This is a genomic window from Campylobacter concisus, from assembly GCF_902460575.1.
GTDB classification, from domain to species: domain Bacteria; phylum Campylobacterota; class Campylobacteria; order Campylobacterales; family Campylobacteraceae; genus Campylobacter_A; species Campylobacter_A concisus_AW.
The window spans coordinates 26843-46453 of sequence record NZ_CABPUY010000004.1; the positions used below are offsets into that span (position 1 = coordinate 26843).

Annotated in this window: 25 protein-coding genes and 2 pseudogenes; 23 read left to right on the forward strand and 4 right to left on the reverse strand. The window is 36.8% G+C overall.

What is annotated here, in order from left to right:
* The first annotated feature begins 337 nt into the window (after positions 1-337).
* The 9 genes and pseudogenes from F3G76_RS10015 (at position 338) to F3G76_RS10045 (ending at position 6014) form a co-directional block, all read left to right on the forward strand.
* A complete protein-coding gene (locus tag F3G76_RS10015) occupies positions 338-652 on the forward strand; it encodes a hypothetical protein (protein ID WP_223227463.1) in 315 nt (104 codons plus the stop codon).
* 11 nt (positions 653-663) lie between these two features.
* Complete coding sequence (locus tag F3G76_RS10855) at positions 664-783, forward strand: DUF4391 domain-containing protein (protein ID WP_223227464.1); 120 nt, start codon at positions 664-666, stop codon at positions 781-783.
* A 148-nt stretch (positions 784-931) separates the two neighbouring features.
* Positions 932-1111: a DUF4391 domain-containing protein gene (locus F3G76_RS10860; protein WP_223227465.1), complete on the forward strand. Its 180-nt coding sequence runs from the start codon at positions 932-934 to the stop codon at positions 1109-1111.
* Between the two features lie 140 nt (positions 1112-1251).
* Positions 1252-1410, forward strand: a pseudogene (locus F3G76_RS10960) (restriction endonuclease); the annotation flags it as partial.
* A 16-nt stretch (positions 1411-1426) separates the two neighbouring features.
* A complete protein-coding gene (locus tag F3G76_RS10965; RefSeq protein ID WP_262974848.1) occupies positions 1427-1597 on the forward strand; it encodes a restriction endonuclease in 171 nt (56 codons plus the stop codon).
* Positions 1598-2233: 636 nt separating this feature from the next.
* Complete coding sequence (locus tag F3G76_RS10030; protein WP_149706631.1) at positions 2234-2536, forward strand: hypothetical protein; 303 nt, start codon at positions 2234-2236, stop codon at positions 2534-2536.
* Entirely contained in the window at positions 2514-3059 is a 546-nt protein-coding gene (locus F3G76_RS10035) for a ferritin family protein (RefSeq protein ID WP_149706632.1), read from the forward strand. The genes F3G76_RS10030 and F3G76_RS10035 overlap by 23 nt, the downstream gene beginning before the upstream one ends.
* Before the next feature lie 152 nt (positions 3060-3211).
* The gene (locus tag F3G76_RS10040) at positions 3212-3574 is read left to right on the forward strand and encodes a plasmid mobilization relaxosome protein MobC (protein WP_149706633.1); all 363 of its coding nucleotides are present in this window, start codon (positions 3212-3214) and stop codon (positions 3572-3574) included.
* A complete protein-coding gene (locus F3G76_RS10045) occupies positions 3564-6014 on the forward strand; it encodes an aminotransferase (RefSeq protein WP_149706634.1) in 2451 nt (816 codons plus the stop codon). The genes F3G76_RS10040 and F3G76_RS10045 overlap by 11 nt, the downstream gene beginning before the upstream one ends.
* 46 nt (positions 6015-6060) lie before the next feature.
* Here F3G76_RS10045 and F3G76_RS10050 read toward each other — a convergent pair whose 3' ends face one another.
* Together F3G76_RS10050 and F3G76_RS10865 are read right to left on the reverse strand one after the other, a co-directional pair.
* Positions 6061-7275, reverse strand: coding sequence for an ATP-binding protein (locus F3G76_RS10050; protein WP_149706635.1), 1215 nt, complete (start codon positions 7273-7275; stop codon positions 6061-6063).
* A gap of 304 nt (positions 7276-7579) precedes the next feature.
* Positions 7580-7819 (reverse strand): restriction endonuclease, encoded by a 240-nt coding sequence (locus tag F3G76_RS10865; RefSeq protein ID WP_149706636.1) that lies wholly within the window; start codon positions 7817-7819, stop codon positions 7580-7582.
* Between the two features lie 4 nt (positions 7820-7823).
* Between F3G76_RS10865 and F3G76_RS10060 the strand changes: the two genes are divergently transcribed.
* The 6 genes from F3G76_RS10060 to F3G76_RS10085 all read left to right on the forward strand — a co-directional run bounded on the left by F3G76_RS10060 (position 7824) and on the right by F3G76_RS10085 (position 12331).
* Entirely contained in the window at positions 7824-8543 is a 720-nt protein-coding gene (locus F3G76_RS10060; RefSeq protein ID WP_083827858.1) for a DUF1722 domain-containing protein, read from the forward strand.
* 156 nt (positions 8544-8699) lie between these two features.
* Entirely contained in the window at positions 8700-9011 is a 312-nt protein-coding gene (locus F3G76_RS10870) for a lactate racemase domain-containing protein (RefSeq protein WP_149706637.1), read from the forward strand.
* Between the two features lie 2 nt (positions 9012-9013).
* Positions 9014-10432 (forward strand): nickel pincer cofactor biosynthesis protein LarC, encoded by a 1419-nt coding sequence (larC, locus tag F3G76_RS10070; RefSeq protein ID WP_149706638.1) that lies wholly within the window; start codon positions 9014-9016, stop codon positions 10430-10432.
* The gene (gene larE, locus F3G76_RS10075; RefSeq protein ID WP_149706639.1) at positions 10404-11177 is read left to right on the forward strand and encodes an ATP-dependent sacrificial sulfur transferase LarE; all 774 of its coding nucleotides are present in this window, start codon (positions 10404-10406) and stop codon (positions 11175-11177) included. Before larC ends, larE begins: the two co-directional genes overlap by 29 nt.
* Positions 11174-11920 carry a nickel pincer cofactor biosynthesis protein LarB gene (gene larB, locus F3G76_RS10080; protein WP_149706640.1) on the forward strand — a complete coding sequence of 249 codons (747 nt, stop codon included), beginning with the start codon at positions 11174-11176 and terminating at the stop codon, positions 11918-11920. The genes larE and larB overlap by 4 nt, the downstream gene beginning before the upstream one ends.
* Before the next feature lie 96 nt (positions 11921-12016).
* Positions 12017-12331, forward strand: coding sequence for a hypothetical protein (locus F3G76_RS10085; RefSeq protein WP_122863435.1), 315 nt, complete (start codon positions 12017-12019; stop codon positions 12329-12331).
* A 2-nt stretch (positions 12332-12333) separates the two neighbouring features.
* Here the strand turns inward: F3G76_RS10085 and F3G76_RS10090 are convergent, their stop codons facing one another.
* Positions 12334-12804, reverse strand: a complete 471-nt coding sequence (locus F3G76_RS10090) for a GNAT family N-acetyltransferase (RefSeq protein WP_149706641.1) — start codon at positions 12802-12804, stop codon at positions 12334-12336.
* Positions 12805-12848: 44 nt separating this feature from the next.
* Here F3G76_RS10090 and F3G76_RS10095 point away from each other — a divergent pair.
* The 8 genes and pseudogenes from F3G76_RS10095 to F3G76_RS10135 all read left to right on the forward strand — a co-directional run.
* Positions 12849-13061, forward strand: a pseudogene (locus F3G76_RS10095) (DUF2809 domain-containing protein); the annotation flags it as partial.
* A gap of 13 nt (positions 13062-13074) precedes the next feature.
* Positions 13075-13974 (forward strand): L(+)-tartrate dehydratase subunit alpha, encoded by a 900-nt coding sequence (gene ttdA / locus F3G76_RS10100; RefSeq protein ID WP_149706642.1) that lies wholly within the window; start codon positions 13075-13077, stop codon positions 13972-13974.
* Between the two features lie 97 nt (positions 13975-14071).
* The gene (locus tag F3G76_RS10110) at positions 14072-14374 is read left to right on the forward strand and encodes a hypothetical protein (RefSeq protein WP_149706643.1); all 303 of its coding nucleotides are present in this window, start codon (positions 14072-14074) and stop codon (positions 14372-14374) included.
* A gap of 41 nt (positions 14375-14415) precedes the next feature.
* Positions 14416-15438 carry a FecCD family ABC transporter permease gene (locus F3G76_RS10115; protein ID WP_149706644.1) on the forward strand — a complete coding sequence of 341 codons (1023 nt, stop codon included), beginning with the start codon at positions 14416-14418 and terminating at the stop codon, positions 15436-15438.
* Positions 15435-16220, forward strand: coding sequence for an ABC transporter ATP-binding protein (locus tag F3G76_RS10120; protein ID WP_149706645.1), 786 nt, complete (start codon positions 15435-15437; stop codon positions 16218-16220). The genes F3G76_RS10115 and F3G76_RS10120 overlap by 4 nt, the downstream gene beginning before the upstream one ends.
* 23 nt (positions 16221-16243) lie before the next feature.
* Positions 16244-17191 carry an aldo/keto reductase gene (locus tag F3G76_RS10125; RefSeq protein ID WP_149706646.1) on the forward strand — a complete coding sequence of 316 codons (948 nt, stop codon included), beginning with the start codon at positions 16244-16246 and terminating at the stop codon, positions 17189-17191.
* A gap of 17 nt (positions 17192-17208) precedes the next feature.
* Entirely contained in the window at positions 17209-18282 is a 1074-nt protein-coding gene (locus tag F3G76_RS10130) for an ABC transporter substrate-binding protein (protein ID WP_009649437.1), read from the forward strand.
* 119 nt (positions 18283-18401) lie between these two features.
* Positions 18402-18914: a hypothetical protein gene (locus F3G76_RS10135; protein ID WP_149706647.1), complete on the forward strand. Its 513-nt coding sequence runs from the start codon at positions 18402-18404 to the stop codon at positions 18912-18914.
* 416 nt (positions 18915-19330) lie between these two features.
* Here F3G76_RS10135 and F3G76_RS10145 read toward each other — a convergent pair.
* On the reverse strand, positions 19331-19611 hold a 281-nt coding region (locus F3G76_RS10145), incomplete at its 5' end, for a tyrosine-type recombinase/integrase (RefSeq protein ID WP_149706649.1).

The following is a 19611-nucleotide window of genomic DNA, read 5'->3' on the forward strand; positions in this document are numbered from 1 at the left end:
TTTCCTAAAAATAAACTCTGATTTTAGTTCATATTTGTTGCGTTTATTTAGGAGAAGCGTGGCAAATTTTGCTTATAAATACATAATATTTTATTGCATTATCGTTGGTCAAAAAAGTAACAGTGTAACCTTTACAAATTAAATCTCTTATGTTTTCTCAGTCAATAGTCTTGTTTTTCTATATACGCCTATCAAGAATTAAAAAAACAGCTAGACTCAGTAGATGAGTGTCGTTTTATTTTTACCTCTCCTAAATGACTACACGCCGTTGTTTCAGCCACAAATGAGCTACCCGAAGGCGTTATTTTTATACTTAAAAATGTAAACAACAGCGTTAATGTCGACAATAGAGATAGAATTCACCCTTTTTTATATGGTATATATCGGAACCGATGGCGACATTATCTGCGATTATCTTGAGCCAAAAAGCATATTAGGTAACTTAAGGCTTCTTTGTAGAGGAAAGAAAGAGCTTATCTCGCCTTTATACCAGAAATTTAATCACGAAACCAACGACTGTAAAGATATGAGTAAAATGTCAAAACCGTTAAGCGAAGCAATCAGTTTTTCAGCCGGCGGCACTTCTGCCTTGATGTCTGCTATATCAGGATTAGATGATTTTGAGCTGATCTGCTTTTTAGTTATAAAATGACGGAGCTATCTATGGCTATAGAACTACCAAAAAGCACAGAGTTTAATAAAAAAATCCCAAAGCAAAAATTTTATGAAAATTTAGAGATATCACCTGCTTTGAAAAAAAATATTCATAGGGCAAGTAGATAAAATTATTTGGAGCAATAAAATTGCGTCCTCAACTACCAACCTTTATAAAGTTTGCATTAGCTACAAAGAGGCCACTATATCTGGAAATATAGCTTTTAAAGTAAATTCGTACTACTATACCGATTGGCTAGATAAGCAAAATTTGCCTTTGAAACTAGAGGGATTAAACCTTGATGCACCCTACGAAAATTTCGTTCGCCAGATAGCCGGCGAAACATTACAAAAAATAGTTTCAGATGAAAGTTTAAAAGATTCCGTAGCTAGATCAGAGCAAAAGGAGCTTTTGCAAAGGAAAATTTTCGCATTAGAGTCTAAAATTCGCAAATAAAAGCAGCTGCTCTTATGAATTATGAAAAAGCGACAGCGATTATACAGCATATTACTTATAATGCGCTAGGTGAAAATTTTTACGGATCCTACGATAAAAGGTCAGCTTAACAAAAATGCGGTTAAAACAAAAAATATCTTTACGATCATGTCGTATATAACTCGACAAATGAGAAGAATTTTGCAATGGAACTAGATGCAAGCAAGGACGTTGCCGTTTATGTTAAGCTTCCAAGTGGCTTTTATATAAGCACGCCTGTGGGAAAATACAACCCCCGACTGGGCGATCGCGTTTTATGAGGGCGATATCAAGCACATTTATTTTGTTGTAGAGGCCAATGGGTCTATGAATTCTATGCAGCTTCGCCGCATCGAAGAATCTAAAATCCACTGCGCAAAGGAGCATTTTAAGGCTATAAGCAATGGTAGCGTGGTCTATGACGTAGTAGATAGCTACAAATCGCTACTGGATAAAGTTATGAAATAATATTATCAAAGAGCTATACCATAATTTAGAAGAGCTTTTTGCAACGCACCTAAACCGTTGCTGTCTTGCTCTTCTTTTTTGCATTGAAATATTAACTATAATGGATAAGGTCAAAAAGTTATAGCAATATAAAAGTAATTTTTTTATAAAAATATCTTTGTGTGTGAATTAAATTTTTAACATGACCACTTCAAAGCCTATAAAAATATATGCATTAAGCTATTTATAAGTATTTTTTTGATATGCAAGGTCACATAGTCAACTAATCAACAAACCACTTGGTATATCGCATTCTTCAGACCATAAATCCATATTTCTTCCTTATTAATTGAATAAGTTATCAAATTATCCTATAATTTGCACAATTTGCTTAAAAGCATTTTAGAAATAAAAGGAGGAAAATATGAATAAAAATATTTAAAGGTAGAGATTCAGCCTAAGTATTTAAAAGAGAATCTCTACAATATGGTAATAAGCACACCTATTGTAATCATTCTCTACTTTTAAAATACTTAAATAAAAAACTTCATTAGCACCAACCATATTGAGTTTATTGGGCACACCATAAGTATGCCCATTTGGTGAGATGGTTATTGCCATCTCTTATTTTTTTAAAATGACAAGAGAGGATTTAGTATGTCAAATAAAAGAGCTATTTTAAATGATTTAAAAATCATTAGAAAAAACGAGAAAAAAGAGGAGATTAAACAAGCATGTATTGAGGTCTTGTTTCCAGAAAAAGCAACACTCAAAGAGTGCAAGTTACTAATCGAAAAAAGTTTTAGCGTAAAGCTATCAAATAAGGAGTTTTCCAAATGGAGGAAAGAGTATGAGGCAACAAATGCCAATCAATCCTCTGATGCATGTCATATTCTCGTACCCAAAGAAGACAAAAAAGAAGATGAGGAGCTAAGCAATGGCACTAACAATCAAGAGTAGCGATACAGCAGTTGCGGCAAATGCCGTAATTGCTTTACAAGAACATATCGAAATGGGCAATAATGCTAGTGAAAATATTAGAAATAATATTGAGCTTTTTAATAAAACTGCGGATAGTTTTAATGGAGATTTTAAAGAAAAAACAGATCTAATAGAGCAAGTAGGTGCTGAACTTATAAATGCAACAAAAGAGATTCAAAACAACCTTAAAAACACTCTAAAAAGTGCAGATAAAACTATATCGAAGATCAACTCATCTTTTAGCTCCTTGATGAAGAAGATAACATCTGCATTAATTGCCTTTGTATTTATAGAAGCACTCTTCTTTTTTGGCTACTTGTTTTATGATAGCCATAAGACAAATGAAGCCGGATCTGCACTACAAAGCAAGTTAGATAAGGCACTTTATAACATGTCTAATCTTCAAGGCTTTATTATCCATATCTACAACCAAGATAGTCAAAAAGCTAGTGAAGATTTTACTAAATGGCTAAACAAAAATGGTGGTGGTAATGTTCAGTAGTAAGCAAATTTTTCTAATAGCAAGACACATACAATGTATGACACTTCGTTTTCATACCTTGTATAATCTTGCTCTGCCGAGGGCTACAATGCGAGATATAAGAAGCGTTAAAACGCTTCATCTCGCTATCACATTTTATGAAAGGATATCATATGCCAAAAAATATCAAGGATAAGGTGCTCTCTATAAGGATCACTTCTCAGCAAAATAGCAAATTATCTGATATGACTAGAGAACTAAAAATATCAAGATCAGAAATCATTTCCTATCTTATAGATAATGGCACTGTAAATTCTGAATCCATAAAAAAGAAAGAGCTATATCCAGCAATCATTACATATTTTGCTAGACCTTTTAACAACATCAATCAAATAGCAAAGAGACTAAATATAGCTTATAAGACTAGTGGTAATATAGCTTTAGAAGTGATACTGCGAGCACAAGAAGATTTGTATAAAATTCAATCAGTCCTAACTGAAATTTTAAGCATAATAAGGAGTAACTATGATAGTTAAGATCTCAAAGGGAGAAAAAGGCGTAGCTGATTATTTAAAAACTGGCAAGAAAAGAGATTCAAAGCTAACTAGAGATGAAAAAGATGATAGATTGCCACTGGCTGGAAATTTAGATCTTATCGAGATGTCTGAAAGGCACCAGAGCAAGAAAAAGAATAAGAAACATAACTACTATCATATATCCTTGTCATTTACTTCAGAGGAGTGGAGCAGACTATATGAAAGTGGCAATATAGATGAGTTTATAATGGATTTTTTAAGGCTAACTTTCCCAAATCACGACATAGATGAGTTACTTTTTTATGCTGAAGCTCATCTGCCTATAATAAAAGAAGAGCCATATATTCCTCGTCCAGAAGGGGCGCTAGAAAACAGAGTATTAAATAAAAAACATAAAAATGGCGAACCGCTAAAAAGAGAGCCTCACATCCATCTAATAGTCTCTTTTGAAAATATGAAATTTACTCATAGTGTAAAGACTGGTGGGGCCATATATACAAAAGGTGCATCCAAGCAACAAGCAAAAGCCATCATGGCTAAATCAGCAGAGAAATTTAAAAGAGTTGTTAATGACATCTTATCTAACAAGTATGGTCTAAATAATATAGAGCCTTTAGGTATGGATGAAGATCAACTAGAAAAGCAATATGAAAGCTTTAAAAGTGCAGCACAAAAGGTTAAGAAAGGCAAAGAAAAAGATACACAGATGAAGATAGAAACAAATGTAGTGATCGAGCCAAAAGCTAATACAAAAGAGCAGGATATAAGTGTTGAAGAGCTGCTAGCTGATGCTAGAAATTCTACAGCTGATTATCTATTAAGAATGATAGAAGAAGATGAGAGTTTCAAAAAAGACTACTATGATAGAGCAAAGAGGCTTAACGCAATGGATATAAGAGAATTTTTGCCTATGATCAATGCAAAATTTAACATTACCGCAAAAGCTGAAATGGTAAATGATAAATATAAAGTAAGAGTGGATGGGTTTAAGGGAACTTATAATCTAACTGATCTAATGTGTAAGATAGTCTATAATGGTAGAAAAGGAGCGTTATTTCACGTGGTTAATGAACTAGAGCAAATGCTTATAGAGCTTCAAGCCAATAAAAATGAGCCAAAGATAACATTGAGTGTGAGCAGTGACTTTGGCGCGCCAAATAAGGACCCAAAAACTCAAGTGCTAAATAACTGGGAAACGATACTAATAGAGCCATACAACCTAAAATCAATACTTAAAAACTATTCAGCTATATCAGTGGCAAGTTTCAAAGATAAAAATGAAAAAGCTAGCAGTATTGACAGCATAACTCCTACGCTTATATATGATATAGATAACTCTAAATTTACTGCAAATGATGCTCAAAATTTACTGCAAAGCAAAGGGATAAAAGGCTTCATATACCCAACCACCTATCAAGTGCCAGGCACAAAAGTAGAGAAATTTAAACTCATCATACCCACAACAAAGGCTCCAAGCTTAAACGAATATGATGAATACATAAAGGAGATAACAAGAGAGCTTGGGTTATATAACATAGTAAATAACCAAAGCCTATATCCTAGTAAATTTCACTACACTCCAGTGCCAGGATCTGAGGTTGTAAGCATTAGTGGAAAAACTTTTGATAATACAAGAGCCATTGAAGATGCTGGCTTAAAAACAGATATTAATAATATGGATATTAAAGCCATATATGAAGATTTACAAAATCTAAGAAAATATGAGCTTAGCCATGAGCCAAAAGATACCGACTCACATATTAAAAGAGCAAGCTACCAAGCTATTTCATCAAAGATTCCAATAAAAGAGTTAATAGAATACTTTGACGAGAGCACTGTGTTTAAAAAATATAAAAATCATCAAATACTTTCTGGCAAGAGCGGCAGATACCTATACCTACCAGAAGAAAATACAGCCTATTCTTTTAGCCAAAATAGACACTATACTCCATATATCTACATTAGAGATAAATTTTATGAAGCAGCCAGAAAGATAAAAACTGGATTTTATGATGATGATCTCATTCAAAAGCTAAGACTTAAACAAAATGAATATGAAGGCTTCGTAAAAGCTATCGATGGCCATTTAGATATAAATAGATACTACTTAGCTTTTATAAATAGAACTGAAAACTTTAAAAAATATCTATCGGATATAGCTAAGATTAACTATAAAGGCTTAATTTATAATATAAAAACCTATATGAAAGATTGGCAAGATATGCAAGGCTTTAATAAGCTAAAGGAGTGTTATAAAACAGATAAGATCTCTCTAGCAAATGATCATATATCGTTTGGCTCACTAAAAATAACAAAGCAAGAGCTATATGATCAAGGACTTGATAAGGACTTTGGGTTGGAGCAATCAACACAACAATCAAATGAGATAGAGGGCAAAGAGCAAAATGTAAAGTCAGGGTATGATAGTTTGGAGAGGTAAATTTTGTAGCAGCTAAATCATTAGCATTGCATCTTCTCAGCTATCTCTAATCCATAAAACCAAACGGCAATGCAAACGTATCATTATCTAGTTTTACAGCTCTGTCTCCAGTGTAAAAGACTATGCCCTTATCAAATTTACTTTGTAAATTTTCTTTTAGATGATAGATGTGCTTAAAGTCATCTTTGCTGATAGTTTTTGAAGATTTGACCTCTATGGCTATGAGCTTACCTGATATCTCAAGGATAAAGTCTATCTCTTTTTGATCACTCGTTCTATAGTAGTATATATTTGCTCTTTTTTTGCTACTTGTATTTGCTTTTAGTAGCTCATCAAATACAAATGTCTCATATATGGCACCTTTATAAAGAGAATTTGCAAGCTCTTGTGCTGAAGAAATTTGTAGTAAGTGTGCCAGTACCCCTGTGTCGGTAGTAAAAATTTTAGGTGTTTTTATGAGCCTTTTTAGAGCGTTGTTAAAATACGGCTGAAGCTTTTGGATCTGATAGGTATGCTCAAGCACGCTAAAATAGCTATCAAATGTCTTATTATCAAGCCCAGACTCTAGACATAGCTCGTTTTTGTTAAAGATATTGCCGCTTCTTAGCATACATAGGCGGTACATAGTGATAAATTTATCCATATTTCTAATGTTGCCTATCTCTTTGGCATCTGATTCTATATATGTTCTTATGTATGAGCTAAACCAGAGATATTTTGATTTTTCAGAGCTTATCTTTGTGATCTCTGGATAGCCGCCATTTATGATCTTCTCAGATAAGCCGTCGTTGTCATATTTTCTAAACACCAGATGGCCTATATCGCTACTTAAAATATCTATCAAATTTTCATGACTATGACTTAACTCTTTTTGAGAAAGCGGGTAGAGTTCCACTATGCCTATCCTACCAGCAAGTGAGTCTGATATATCTTTAAAGCCTTTTAAATTTGCAGAGCCAGTTAGTATGAACTGCCCGTTTGTTCTATCTTTATCTACAAATTCTTTTATGGCTAGAAGCAGTATGGGAACTCTTTGTATCTCATCTATCACGATAGGCTTCTCGCAATGTTCTATAAAGCCTTTTGGATCGTTTCTCGCTGCTTCATAGATATTTATATCATCAAGCGTCACGTAGTTTGGTATATCTAAATTTAAAGCAAGGGTTGATTTGCCAACTTGTCTAGCTCCGCTTATCAAAAGCACTGGAAAGCTTTTCATATACTCTTTTATTTCATCGCTTATGGCTCGTTTGATGTACATAGTATTTTATCCTTAAATATTTAGGAGTATAATACTATAATTTATATAAATTTGCAAGGATGTTTTGGTTAAGATAATTGTATATTTAAATTTAATTCGAATTAAAACTGGTAAGATTAAGTCAGTCGCTGTGATTTTCTATCATACTGAGTATTTTATTGGTAGAGTTTTAAGCAATATCACCTCAGATTTTCATATTGACAAATGGCAGTCAAATTTTCCCTCAAAAGGAGCAGCACAATAACCATTTTTGGAATATTGCACAGGCTCTTTTATACTGCGACCTAACTTCCTAATAAATTTTTTACCTCATAACTTTATCCAGTAGTGATTTATAGCTATCCACTACGTCATAGACCACGCTATCATTGCTTATAGCCTTAAAATGCTCCTTTGCGCAGTGAATTTTAGATTCTTCGATTTGGCGAAGTTGCATAGAGTTCATAGACCATTTAGTCTCTGCGACAAAATAAATATGCTTAATATCTCCCTCATAAAACGCAATCGCCCTAAAAAGACAAACCTCTCCAGATACATCAGTCATATATATAGACGAATTTAAAGGAAATATAGAAAAAGAGAAATATCAGCTAGCGATGTATGATAAAAACCGTAAACTAGTAGATATATTAAGAAATAGACATTCACAAACAATAAAAAATATAATAAACGAATTTGAAATACAACCACAAGTAGTTGTAATGGATATGTTTAAGCCATTTAGAAGCGTAATAAATAGTAATATAGTTCAGGCCCAAATAGTAGCAGATAAATATCATGTAATAAGACAAGGGATATGGGCATTAAGAGATTTAAGAGTAGAATTATTTAACAAAGACAATGAAAAGTATAAGAAGTTAAAAAAATATTGGAAAATACTAAGTAAAAGCCCAATAAGTCAGTTTAGTCAAAGACAAAAAGAAATATTAAAAGAGATATTAAAAGTAGATAAGACATTGAAAAAGATGTATAGAATAATAAAAGAATTTTACAAGATGTTTGAGAGCAAGACAGTAAAGACAATGAGAAGGAGAATAGAGCAATTAATTGAAAAATTGAGAGTATTTAATATAAAGCAAAGTATAAAACTAGCAGATACAATAACAAGTTGGAAAAAAGAGATAATAAATATAGTAGAATATAAAATAAACAATGGGTTTGTAGAAGGAAATAACAACAAAATAAAAGTAATAAAAAGAGTATCTTATGGACTAAGAAACTATGAAAGATTTAGAAAATTGATATATTTACGTCTTTGCAATAGATAGAGGTGTTTTTACACCCCCACTATTGACAAAGAACCATAATAAATTTTATCCGCTCTATAAATTTAAAAATTGAATACCCTTTTTAAATACATTTAAAAGAAAAATTTATATATAATCCTAAGATAAAAAATTAATGATTATACTTAAGGAGCAAACGTGCAAATTCCTATTCGCTACGGCAAAGATGATATCATCGACCTAAGCGTTCCGGAAAAAAATTTACTGGGAGTTTTTAACCCCAACCCCGTGGCTAAATTCGACGAAACGGCACTCATCGCAAAGGCTCTGGCAAATCCGATAAATCAAAAAAGCTTTGATGAGTTGATCGCTGGCGATGAGATGCGCGCCGTGCATCTAAAACCATACCACGACATCCAAAAGGCCGTGGACGACGCGCTCGCGCAAAAGGGCGCGGACGCCAAAATCATCATCCTGCCGTTTGGCTCGATGACGGTGCCTAAGGTTTAAGCTTGGCGAAATTTCTTTACTACGACGCAAGTGCGGGCATCAGCGGCGATATGAATTTAGGCGCGTTGGTGGATTTGGGCGCGGATTTTAGCCATCTTTGCGCCCAGCTTGCTAAGCTAAATTTAGCTAGCGAGTTTTACCTACGCAAGCACAAAGTGCTAAAATGCGGTATCTCCGCAACCAAAATAGACGTCGTCTGCGCGGCAAATCTGGGTCAGCTTCCGCTTGGCCTCTTAGGCGCTAAATTTAGCCCGCGTCAAAATTTAAACGGCAAAATTCACGGCGCCGAATTTAGAGCGGATAAGCCCGCCCAAAACCGCCCGCATCCGCGAAATTTCGCGCAAATTTTAGAGCTTATCGAGAGCTCTAGCCTAAGCGCTTTCGTAAAAAAAACGGCAAGCGAAATTTTTAGCGTTATCGCGCGAGCCGAGGCCAAAGTCCACGGCACTAGCGTAGAGCAAGTACATTTTCACGAAGTGGGCGCCGCGGACAGCATCGCGGACGTAGTGGGCGCGGCTATTTGCTTGGAGGCCTTGGGCGCGCCGCAAATTTTTACTTCGCCTATCGAGCTTGGCGGCGGTTTTGCACACTGCGCTCACGGCAGGCTAGCCGTACCGGCGCCTGCTGTTTGCGAAATTTTAAAAGGCGCGCAAGTAAGCTTAGGGCGGGCGAATTTCGAGACGACTACGCCCACGGGAGCGGCGATTTTAAAGGCCTGCGCGCTAAATTTAAGGGAGCAAGACCGTCGCGACCCGCCGAGAAATTTTAAAATTTTAAGCACGGGCTACGGCGCGGGCGATAAAGACGTCGCAGATTTTGCCAACGCGCTTCGCGTGATACTTTGCGAAACGAGCGAGGATTTAGGCTTGAGAGATGAGCCAAATTTGAGCGTGCAGATCGGCTATGGCGAGCTTTGCGAGCGGATTTTAATCTCCACTAATATCGACGACATGGACGCCGAAAGCTTTGCCTTTGCGTGCGATATTTTGCGAGATAGCGGCGCGCTGGACGTATTTAGCAGGTCTATTTTTATGAAAAAGGGGCGCGCGGGCTTTGAGCTAAACGCGCTGTGCCGCAAGCAGGACGCCGCGCGGATAAAGGGGCTAATTTTCGCGCATACGACGGCGATCGGAGTTAGAGAGTGCGCCGTGAGGAAAACGGGGCTTGCGCGCGAGTTTTGCGAGGTAGATACTAAATACGGCAAAATAAGGCTTAAAATTTCGCGCGGCCGAGTTTGCGGTTTTAACGCCGAACAAAATTTAACGGACGAAAATTTAGCCCGAAATTACCCCGAAATTTTAAAAATCAAGCCCGAATTCGAGGACTGCAAAAAAGCCGCGCAGAGATTTCAAACGACGATCCGCGAGGTTAGAAACGAGACTTTAAAAAAATATGACGAAACTAGAAATTCTAAAAAATGATATAAAAAAGCTGGAAAATTTAGCCGTAGCGTTTAGCGGCGGCGTGGATAGCTCGCTACTGCTGCGCGTTGCCGCCGATACGCTAGGCCGGCGCGCGGTAGCTATCACGCTAAAATCGCCCTATATGTCTTTGCGCGAGATAGACGAGGCGGTAGAATTTGCTAAATTTTATGGCATCAGGCACGAGGTATTTGAGGTAGGCATCGCTGATGAGATAAAGCTCAATCCGCAAAATCGCTGTTATCTTTGCAAAAAAGCAGTTTTTTCAAGGCTTCTTGCTCGTGTAAAAGAGCTTGGCTTTACAAATTTGGCTGACGGCACAAACAAAGACGATCTTGGCGAATATCGCCCTGGTTTAAAAGCAAAAGAAGAGCTTGGCGTGCTTTCGCCTCTAATAAATTTACGTAAATTTGAGATCCGCGAGCTCTCACGCGAGCTAAATTTAGCAACAGCAGAAAAGCCAAGCTACGCATGCTTGCTAACTCGTTTGCCGCATGAAAAAGAGATAAGCGTAGATGAGCTAAATTTAGTAGAAGCGGCTGAAAATTTACTGATAAAATGCGGCTATGCAAATGTGCGAGCAAGGCTTGATGATAGAAAAATGAAGCTGCAAATGCCATTTTATAGCATGCAAAGCTTTTTGAGTGACGTGAAATTTAAGTCTATCGTTAAAGAGCTAGTCGCACTTGGCGCGGCAGAGGTGACGCTTGATCTAAAGGGGCTTAGAGAGGATGTTTTGGCATGAGTGAGGCTGAAATTTTAGAATTTATCGCTGGTATAAAAAACGGCAAGATGAGCGAGCAAGATGCGCTAAAGTATCTAAAAAACTACCCATTTAACGACATCGGATGCGCCAAGATCGACACTCAGCGCGCTTTGCGAAATGGTACTGGCGAGGTGATATACGGAGCAAATAAAACAGATGATGAAATTTTGCAAATCGCTAGTGCGATCGGCGAAAAAAATGAAAATATCCTGATCACAAGAACAAATGAAAGTGTTTTTAAACGCATGCGTGAGATCTTTCCGCAGGCAAATTTTAACGCTCGTGGTAAGGTGATCAACGTCAAATTTAAAGAACAGGCACTCACAAAAAGCTATATCGCGATAGTCTCTGCTGGCACTGCTGATGGCGCAGTCGTGGAGGAGGCCTATGAGACGGCAAAATTTTTAGGCAATGACGCGAGAAAATTTACCGATGTTGGCGTGGCAGGACTACATAGGCTGGTCGCAAAACTTGATGAGATACGCGGCGCAAAGGTCGTGATCGCGGTCGCCGGCATGGAAGGTGCGCTAGCTAGCGTGCTAGCAGGCCTCGTGAGCGTGCCGGTGATCGCGGTGCCCACCAGCGTGGGATACGGCGCGAGTTTCGGCGGGCTAGCGGCGCTACTAGCGATGCTAAACAGCTGCGCAAACGGCGTTAGCGTCGTAAATATCGATAACGGCTTTGGCGCTGCGTATAATGCAAGTCTGATAAATCATTTGTAAAATTACGCCCGCACTCAGACAAATAAACGGAATAAATTTGAGTGCGAGAGCCTATCGATCACAGAAGCAAACCGCAACAGCTACCAAGCCGTAATAGTGCAGTGGCACGATAGTAAAGACGGTAAAGATAAACAAGCTAAGATCGGCGGCGGAGAGCAAACCTATAAGCTAAATATCCCCGAGCCAAAATCAGACAATGAAGCCTTTAAAAAAGGCGAAGCCAAGCTAAACGAACTACGACGCGGCGGAATAAACGGCTCGCTTACCGCCACTGGTAGAGAACTAAGGGCCGGCATAAAACTAAAAATAACCGGCGTAACCAGACTTGAAAATGTAAAATTTAGTATTAAAAGCGTATCGCACAATCTAAACACTATAAGCTATATGATTTATCTGGAGTTTGAGGGGTAGGATTATATTTGATTATAAAAATACTCTTTTTTGCCTTTTCGGTAATACCCATCTATAATGTCTGTAAGTTCAAATTCAAAGTAATCAAATACTTTTTTAAATTCTATTAATTTTTCTTCGGACACTGTCAGGAAAGGCTTTTCTGTTTCTAATTCTATAAAGCTTTGCTTAAAAAGTTTTATGCCGTAGCCTTTATTTTTATAAGGGGGCATAACAGATAAGTGGCATAATTTTTTTTCGTTATATTTTAGTATAGCAAGACCCCTGAGATTATCATCACAGGAAGTTATAATTTTTTTTGTCCCGTCTTTTAATGACGGCAGTACATTTGTAAAATACCAAATATCAAAACTTGGATAGTATTTTTTTGCATCTTTGATATAGTTATATAATGTATATTTATTCTGTATCTCTGCCTTTATCAGCTGGGTATGATGCAGTGTTAGGTCGATTGTATTGTCAAAAGGTAACATTAAAAAACCGTTTTAATAAGCAGCAAATAGCATTGTAAATAGCAAACGCGCCGCCTTTAAATTTGCCGTTTAAAATTTTCGCGTTCGCGGCAGCCTTGGAGCTCGCGCAGTATTTTGGCGCGGTGCAAATTCTAGGCGTAGAAAATAAAATTTTAAAAGTAATGATCGGCGGAACGTTTGATTTCGCCGATCTGCTCTGCTACGCTGCAGGCTGCGTCCTGGCGGGCGCTTATGAAAAATTTGAAAGTAAAATTTGACAAAGGAGAAGCGATGGATAAAGAAAGAGCCGTGCAAAAGATGACCGAGGTCATGGCGAAATTCGTCGGCTACACGGGCAAAGTGCTGCCTGACGACGTGACGGCGAAGCTAAGCGAGCTTAGTGAGCGCGAGACGCAGCCGCTGGCAAAGGAGATCTACAAAACGATGTTTGAAAACCAGCGCCTAGCCAAGGAGCTAGACCGTCCGTCCTGCCAGGATACGGGCGTGATCCAGTTTTTTGTCCGCTGTGGCGCAAATTTCCCGCTCATCGGCGAGCTTGAGGAGCTACTACGAGAGGCCGTACTGAGAGCGACACGCGAGGCTCCGCTGCGCCACAACAGCGTCGAGACGTTTGACGAGTACAACACCGGCAAAAACGTCGGCAAGGGCACGCCGAGCGTATTTTGGGAGATAGTGCCAGATAGCGGCGAGTGCGAAATCCACACCTACATGGCGGGCGGCGGCTGTAGCCTACCTGGCAAGGCGACCGTGCTGATGCCTGGCATGGGCTATGAGGGCGTCGTGAAATTCGTCATGGATATAATGACCAGCTACGGCATAAACGCCTGTCCTCCGCTGCTAGTGGGCGTAGGCATCGGCACCTCGATCGACATGGCGTCCTTGCTATCTAAAAAGGCGCTGATGAGACCGCTTGGCTCGCATAATCCAAACGAACGCGCCGCGCTAACCGAAAAGCTGCTCGAAGATGGCATAAATAAGATCGGCCTGGGCCCGCAGGGCATGAGCGGCGCAAGCTCCGTGATGGGCGTGCATATCGAAAACTGCGCTCGCCATCCTAGCGTCATCGCCGTCGCCGTAAACGTGGGCTGCTGGTCGCACCGTAAAGGGCACATCGTCTGGGACGCGGGGCTAAATTTTGCCGTAAAATCGCACAAGGAGTTTGCGCTATGAGTAAGAAAATTTTAACCACGCCGATCGCGCCCGAGGATCTAGCGGATATCAAGATCGGCGACGTGATCTACCTCACGGGGCACATCAGTTTGTAGATTTGGCTAGCACACAAAGAGAGCTAGCAGATGAATTAGGAGCTAAGTTTTTAGAATTTTGCAATTCATACCTAAATGAAAAATGTGTTATTGCTAGGAGTGAATTTAACTACCAAAACTCTTTTATGCCAGCAAGCCTGACCATAGAAGCCTACACTAAAAAACCGACTGCTAACACAACAATGGTAGATGCGTACATTGGTAATGTGCATTTTAGGTTAAATTATGATTATGTATATGAAGAGTATGATGATGACCATTTTAAAGATGAATATGCGTATCAATATCTTGACTTTCAAATATAACAAGTGCTATAATATAACTCTTAATTAGAAAGAGTGGATAAATGGGGAAAGGTTTCTTTAAGAATAAAAAATTATGCATATTGGTTCTCTCTGTATTGCTATTGCTTTTAATACTAACTTTTATTTGTTTAGGAAGATATCCGGTTAGCCCCTATGAAGCATTTATGATTATATACAAAACAATAACCGGAGATGTTAGCGGCTTAGGCGTACATGAAACTAGTGTAGTAATTGACATAAGACTACCTAGAATACTTATGGCAGTTTTAGTAGGTGCAGGGCTATCACTGGCAGGAGCAGCATATCAAACTGTTTTTTCAAACCCTTTAGTTAGCCCGGACTTACTAGGGGTGTCTTCAGGAGCAGGTTTTGGGGCGGCTTTATCTATATTATTATCCCTAGACATGATAGTGACTCAGCATGTTTCTTTGCTTATGGGGCTTTTAGCAGTTTATATAGTTTTAAACCTATCCAGAGTAAAAAAACGAACAGATTTGTATGTGTTAGTTTTATCCGGAGTAATTGTAAAGTCACTATTTGATGCTTCAATATCATTTATTAAATATATAGCAGATCCGGAAGATAAGCTTCCAACTATCACTATGTGGTTGCTGGGAAGTTTAGCAAGTGTATCCTATAGAGACCTTGTTATTTGTTCAATAATAATAATACCTTGTATTTTCGGCTTCTTTCTATTAAGGTGGAAATTGAATCTTTTATCTCTAGATTCTGATGAGGCTAGGTCTTTAGGAATTAATGTAAAAAAATTACGTATTGTGGTTATCTTACTCTCAACATTGATAACTGCAACTACAGTTTCTGTATGTGGAATTATAGGATGGATAGGTTTAATAATTCCCCATTTGGCGAGAATGGTTATCGGAAATGATAATAGGTACCTTATTCCAACTTGTTGTGTTATGGGAGCAATTTATTTATTACTGATAGATACCCTTGCAAGAGCAGCTACAAGCAATGAAATTCCAATTTCAATATTAACAGCATTTATAGGTGCGCCATTATTCATAACTATACTTAGAAAGAATTCGGGAGAAAGAAGATGATACTCCAAGTTAAAAAAGGTACTTTTTCATATGACAAGAGAAAAATTTTAAAAGATATTTCATTTGATTTAAAAGAAGAAGAAGTAATGTCCATTCTTGGACCCAATGGGGTGGGTAAAACTACTTTCTTAAGGTGTCTTATGGGGTTTTTAAAATGGGACACGGGAAAATCCTTATTGTTCGGCAAAGATATAAATGAATATGCAGAAAAAGAATTATGGGAAAACTTAAGTTATGTTCCTCAAGTTAAGAAAAGTGTGTTTAGTTATGGGGTTTTAGAAATGGTTGTGATGGGTTTAGACAAGGAAAACAGTTTTTTCCATATCCCTACGAAGGAAGATTATGATAAAGCTTATGAAACTTTAAAAGAATTAGGAGTTGAAAAGCTATCAAATAGATACTGTGATGAGCTATCCGGAGGAGAGCTTCAAATGGTTATGATTGCGAGAGCTCTTGTTTCTAATCCAAAACTTCTTATTTTAGATGAACCGGAGTCAAACCTGGATATGAAGAATCAAATTAGAATCATAGAGGCAATTAAACATATAAATGTAAATAAAAAATCTGCTTGCATAATAAACACTCATTTTCCTAGTCATGCATTGCAGATATCTGACAAAACTTTGTTTATCGGTAGTGACTACAAAACAACCTTTGATGAAAGTTCGAAAGCCATTACTGAAGATAACTTACAAAAGTATTTTCAGATCAAAGCTAAAATTTTAGTTTTTCAAGCAGAAGAAGTTGAATACAAAACAGTTGCACCTTATAAAACCATATAGAACTGTTAGAAGGAGGTTAATGAATGGAATATAGAAAATTAGGATCTACAGGCATACAAATTTCAAGAATATCTATGGGAAGTCATCACTTAAAGAATCCCCAAGATATAGATAAACATGCAGAAAATTTCTTCTATGCATATAAACAAGGAATAAATTTCTTTGAAACCGGCGATACTTATGGAAACAATTGTTCAGAACTTATATTAGGTACAGCCATAAAAGAAATGAAGAAGCATAAAAAACCATTTTATATTATGTCAAAGACACATGCCGGAGATTCTAAAACATTTCGAAAAAATCTTGAAAATTCTTTGAAGAATTTAGGAATAAGTTGTATTGACTCCTTTACTTGTCTTTGGGGTGTAAAATCTTTTGAAGAATGGAGAGGAGCTAAAAACTATGGAGCTATAAGAGAGATGGAAAAAGCAAGAGAAGAAGGACTTATTAAGCATATTACTTTTTCTTCACACTTACAAAATAAAGAACTAATTGAGATGATTGGGGAGTATAAATTTGATTATAGTTTACAGGGCTTTAATATAATTAATTCCAAATACAGATTAAAAGGAATAATGAAGACTCATGAAAAAGATATAGGGACAATAGCTATGAATCCGCTGGCAACAGGAGACTTGTTGCTTTATGAAGATATATTTAACGCTATTCGTATAAAAGAAGACCAAACTTTGGTTCAAGCGGCATATGCATATATTCTGTCCTTTCCTTTTATAGATTCTGTACTGGGAACCTTTAATTCAAAAGATGAAATTAATGAAGCTATTAAAACCCTATATCAAGAACCTTACTCTGCTAAAGAAAGGAATGAACAAGAAGGAAAATTAAAAGAAAGAATTAATCAAGTTGATTTAGAAAGAAAGATAGAAGTTGGCAAAGCTCTTAGACAAAGACCTCATATATTAAGAGAAGAAGTTGCAGATTTGTTTGGAGTTTATCCACTAAGTGTATAATTTTCAAAGGAGGAAAAATGAAAAGAAGGATTAGTTTATTATTATTTTTAGTACTAGCATTAATTTTAAATGCTTGTGGCGGCAGCGAAAAAGAAGCTAGTCAAGTGCAAGAAGTTAAAGAGGTAAAAGAAAGCGAATACTCGGTTACTGATGTTAGAGGAAAAACGATTAAATTTGAAAAAACACCGGAAAGAATTGCAACGGTGGACAAGCCTCTTCCGTCTATAATATATGCAATTGATGGAAAGACAGATAAAATTGTAGGATGCAACCCATCTTCTATTAAAGCTTTTGAAGAAAGTGTTTTAAAAAACATGTATCCACAACTAGCTAATGCGAATACTAAATGGTGTTCAAAAGACTCAGTTGTTAACGTGGAAGAGTTATTGAAGCTAAAACCGGATGTAGTGTTTATTTATTCGAATATTGAGAAAGAAATTGAAAAAATGGAAGCTGCAGGACTTAAGGTAGTAGCTTTAAAGAGGGCAGAATTTGACAGTATAAAAGAAAATATAAAAATGATATCTGAAGTACTTCAAAAGAAAGAACGTGGCGACTTATTAGTTGAATATATGGACAAAGGAATTAATGAAGTAACATCAAAGTTAGCTGAAATAAAAGATGAAGATAAACCAAAAGTTATAGAGTTTTATAGTGACATGAAAATAGCTGTAAAAACATACGACCATTGGATGAAACCAAGTGGAGCTTATAATCCGGCCCACGAGCTTAAGGGTAAATTGGCTGAAGTGGACATGGAGCAGATGATTGTATGGAACCCTGATATCATTTATTTAGGAAATCATTCAGACTTAATGCCGGAAGACTTTATTGAAAATAAGCAGGAAGGTAGAGACTGGTCAACAATTAAAGCTGTAGCTAACAAACAAGTATACAAAATTCCTATAGGTGTTTATAGGTGGGATCCTCCTGGGGTTGAAACTCCGCTTACAGTTAAATGGGCTGCAAAAATACAGTATCCACAATTGTTTTCAGATATGGACATGGAAGTAGAGTTAAAGAATTTCTTTGAATATGTATATGATTACAAATTATCAGATGATGAAGTTGCTACAATATTGAGGAAGTAGTTTTAACAAGAAAGGAAGAAACATGGATAAATAAAAGTATTAGAAATATGATTACAAATTATCAGATGATGAAGTTGCTACAATATTGAGGAAGTAGTTTTAACAAGAAAGGAAGAAACATGGATAAAATAAAAGTATTAGAAAAAGGACATGAATTAGAATATAGCTTTGATGATTTACTAAACTATCATGGTGTAGGTTATCCCGGGGGAGTAGCTCATGCATTTCAAGTCATGAGTAGAGCCTTTCCACTTTTAGATGATGGGAAATTATTAGAAAGAAGAGAGATATATCTTATTACAGCATTTCCGGGACCGGGAGGGCTAGATGCTTTTGAAATGGTAACAAGATGCGTAACAGGTGGTAGAATTTCCGTTGATATTAATTTAAAAGAAGCTGAAGAAGTCTTAGAAAGTCCCCATGGAAGATATTATTTTAAATTCAAGTATAGAGATAAAACAGTTGTTATAACCATAAAGCCAGGTTTTGTACTAAAAGAATTTGTTGAATTAGCAAGAAAAGAAGATAGAAGTGAAGAAGAAGAGACTACTTTGATTCAGATGAAAAAAGATATGGCAGCAAGACTATTGGCCGCTAAGCCCGAAGAAGTATATAACGCAAAAGTTCTATAAAAGAAAAAGAGAAGGGTTTTGATATGTACCCTCTTTACTGGACAAACCAGTAAGGAGGGTATTTTTTTGAAAATAAAGATGCGTTTGAGTTATTAGTGTTTGGTTCTTATGGAACAAAATACAGTAATTTTTTAGGCTGTATAATGAATATGGGGTTTTAGGGATAATCCTTAACGAGGTCTTTTGTCTGACTTGTTAGACAAAAAGTATCCTCGCCCAGATGAAATACAAGATGGCTTTTTGATAGCAGATGCAATATATACAGATGCAAGCTGGTTTAGGTTATGTTTTTCGTTGTTTATCGATCCGTTTAAGATAAATCAAATAACATATAGCAAAATATTAAAAAGTCATAAAATTAAGCATAATTTTAGAATCTTAAATAACCTTAAATTATAAATCAATCTTTACTACGCTCACCTTTCCCCTCCTTGATAAAAATTTACCTCCTCAACTAGATCCTTTAGAATTTTTGGAGTTACTGGCTCGCCATAAGTATTCATAGTGATCTTGTATTGTTGTTCATGCCCTACCAGAGCAGCTATATGCTCAACTCTTTGGCCACTTTGAATGAGCTTGTTTATGAAAGTGTGCCTAAATGAGTGAAATGTCCTTGTCTTATCACCATCTTTTATAACTTGAGTATTGATCTTCTTTCTAAAATATTCAGAGAAGTCTTTATTATCACAGCTAAATA

Coding starts and splice junctions, on each gene's coding strand:
- F3G76_RS10115 (WP_149706644.1), top strand. CDS start 14,416: ATGGGGAAAGGTTTCTTTAAGAATAAAAAATTATGCATATTGGTTCTC.
- F3G76_RS10125 (WP_149706646.1), top strand. CDS start 16,244: ATGGAATATAGAAAATTAGGATCTACAGGCATACAAATTTCAAGAATA.
- F3G76_RS10050 (WP_149706635.1), bottom strand. CDS start 7,275: ATGTACATCAAACGAGCCATAAGCGATGAAATAAAAGAGTATATGAAA.
- F3G76_RS10035 (WP_149706632.1), top strand. CDS start 2,514: ATGGCACTAACAATCAAGAGTAGCGATACAGCAGTTGCGGCAAATGCC.
- F3G76_RS10045 (WP_149706634.1), top strand. CDS start 3,564: ATGATAGTTAAGATCTCAAAGGGAGAAAAAGGCGTAGCTGATTATTTA.
- F3G76_RS10865 (WP_149706636.1), bottom strand. CDS start 7,819: ATGACTGATGTATCTGGAGAGGTTTGTCTTTTTAGGGCGATTGCGTTT.
- larB (WP_149706640.1), top strand. CDS start 11,174: ATGAGTGAGGCTGAAATTTTAGAATTTATCGCTGGTATAAAAAACGGC.
- F3G76_RS10130 (WP_009649437.1), top strand. CDS start 17,209: ATGAAAAGAAGGATTAGTTTATTATTATTTTTAGTACTAGCATTAATT.
- F3G76_RS10015 (WP_223227463.1), top strand. CDS start 338: ATGTCGACAATAGAGATAGAATTCACCCTTTTTTATATGGTATATATC.
- larE (WP_149706639.1), top strand. CDS start 10,404: ATGACGAAACTAGAAATTCTAAAAAATGATATAAAAAAGCTGGAAAAT.
- F3G76_RS10855 (WP_223227464.1), top strand. CDS start 664: ATGGCTATAGAACTACCAAAAAGCACAGAGTTTAATAAAAAAATCCCA.
- ttdA (WP_149706642.1), top strand. CDS start 13,075: ATGGATAAAGAAAGAGCCGTGCAAAAGATGACCGAGGTCATGGCGAAA.
- F3G76_RS10090 (WP_149706641.1), bottom strand. CDS start 12,804: ATGTTACCTTTTGACAATACAATCGACCTAACACTGCATCATACCCAG.
- F3G76_RS10030 (WP_149706631.1), top strand. CDS start 2,234: ATGTCAAATAAAAGAGCTATTTTAAATGATTTAAAAATCATTAGAAAA.
- F3G76_RS10040 (WP_149706633.1), top strand. CDS start 3,212: ATGCCAAAAAATATCAAGGATAAGGTGCTCTCTATAAGGATCACTTCT.
- F3G76_RS10120 (WP_149706645.1), top strand. CDS start 15,435: ATGATACTCCAAGTTAAAAAAGGTACTTTTTCATATGACAAGAGAAAA.
- F3G76_RS10135 (WP_149706647.1), top strand. CDS start 18,402: ATGGATAAAATAAAAGTATTAGAAAAAGGACATGAATTAGAATATAGC.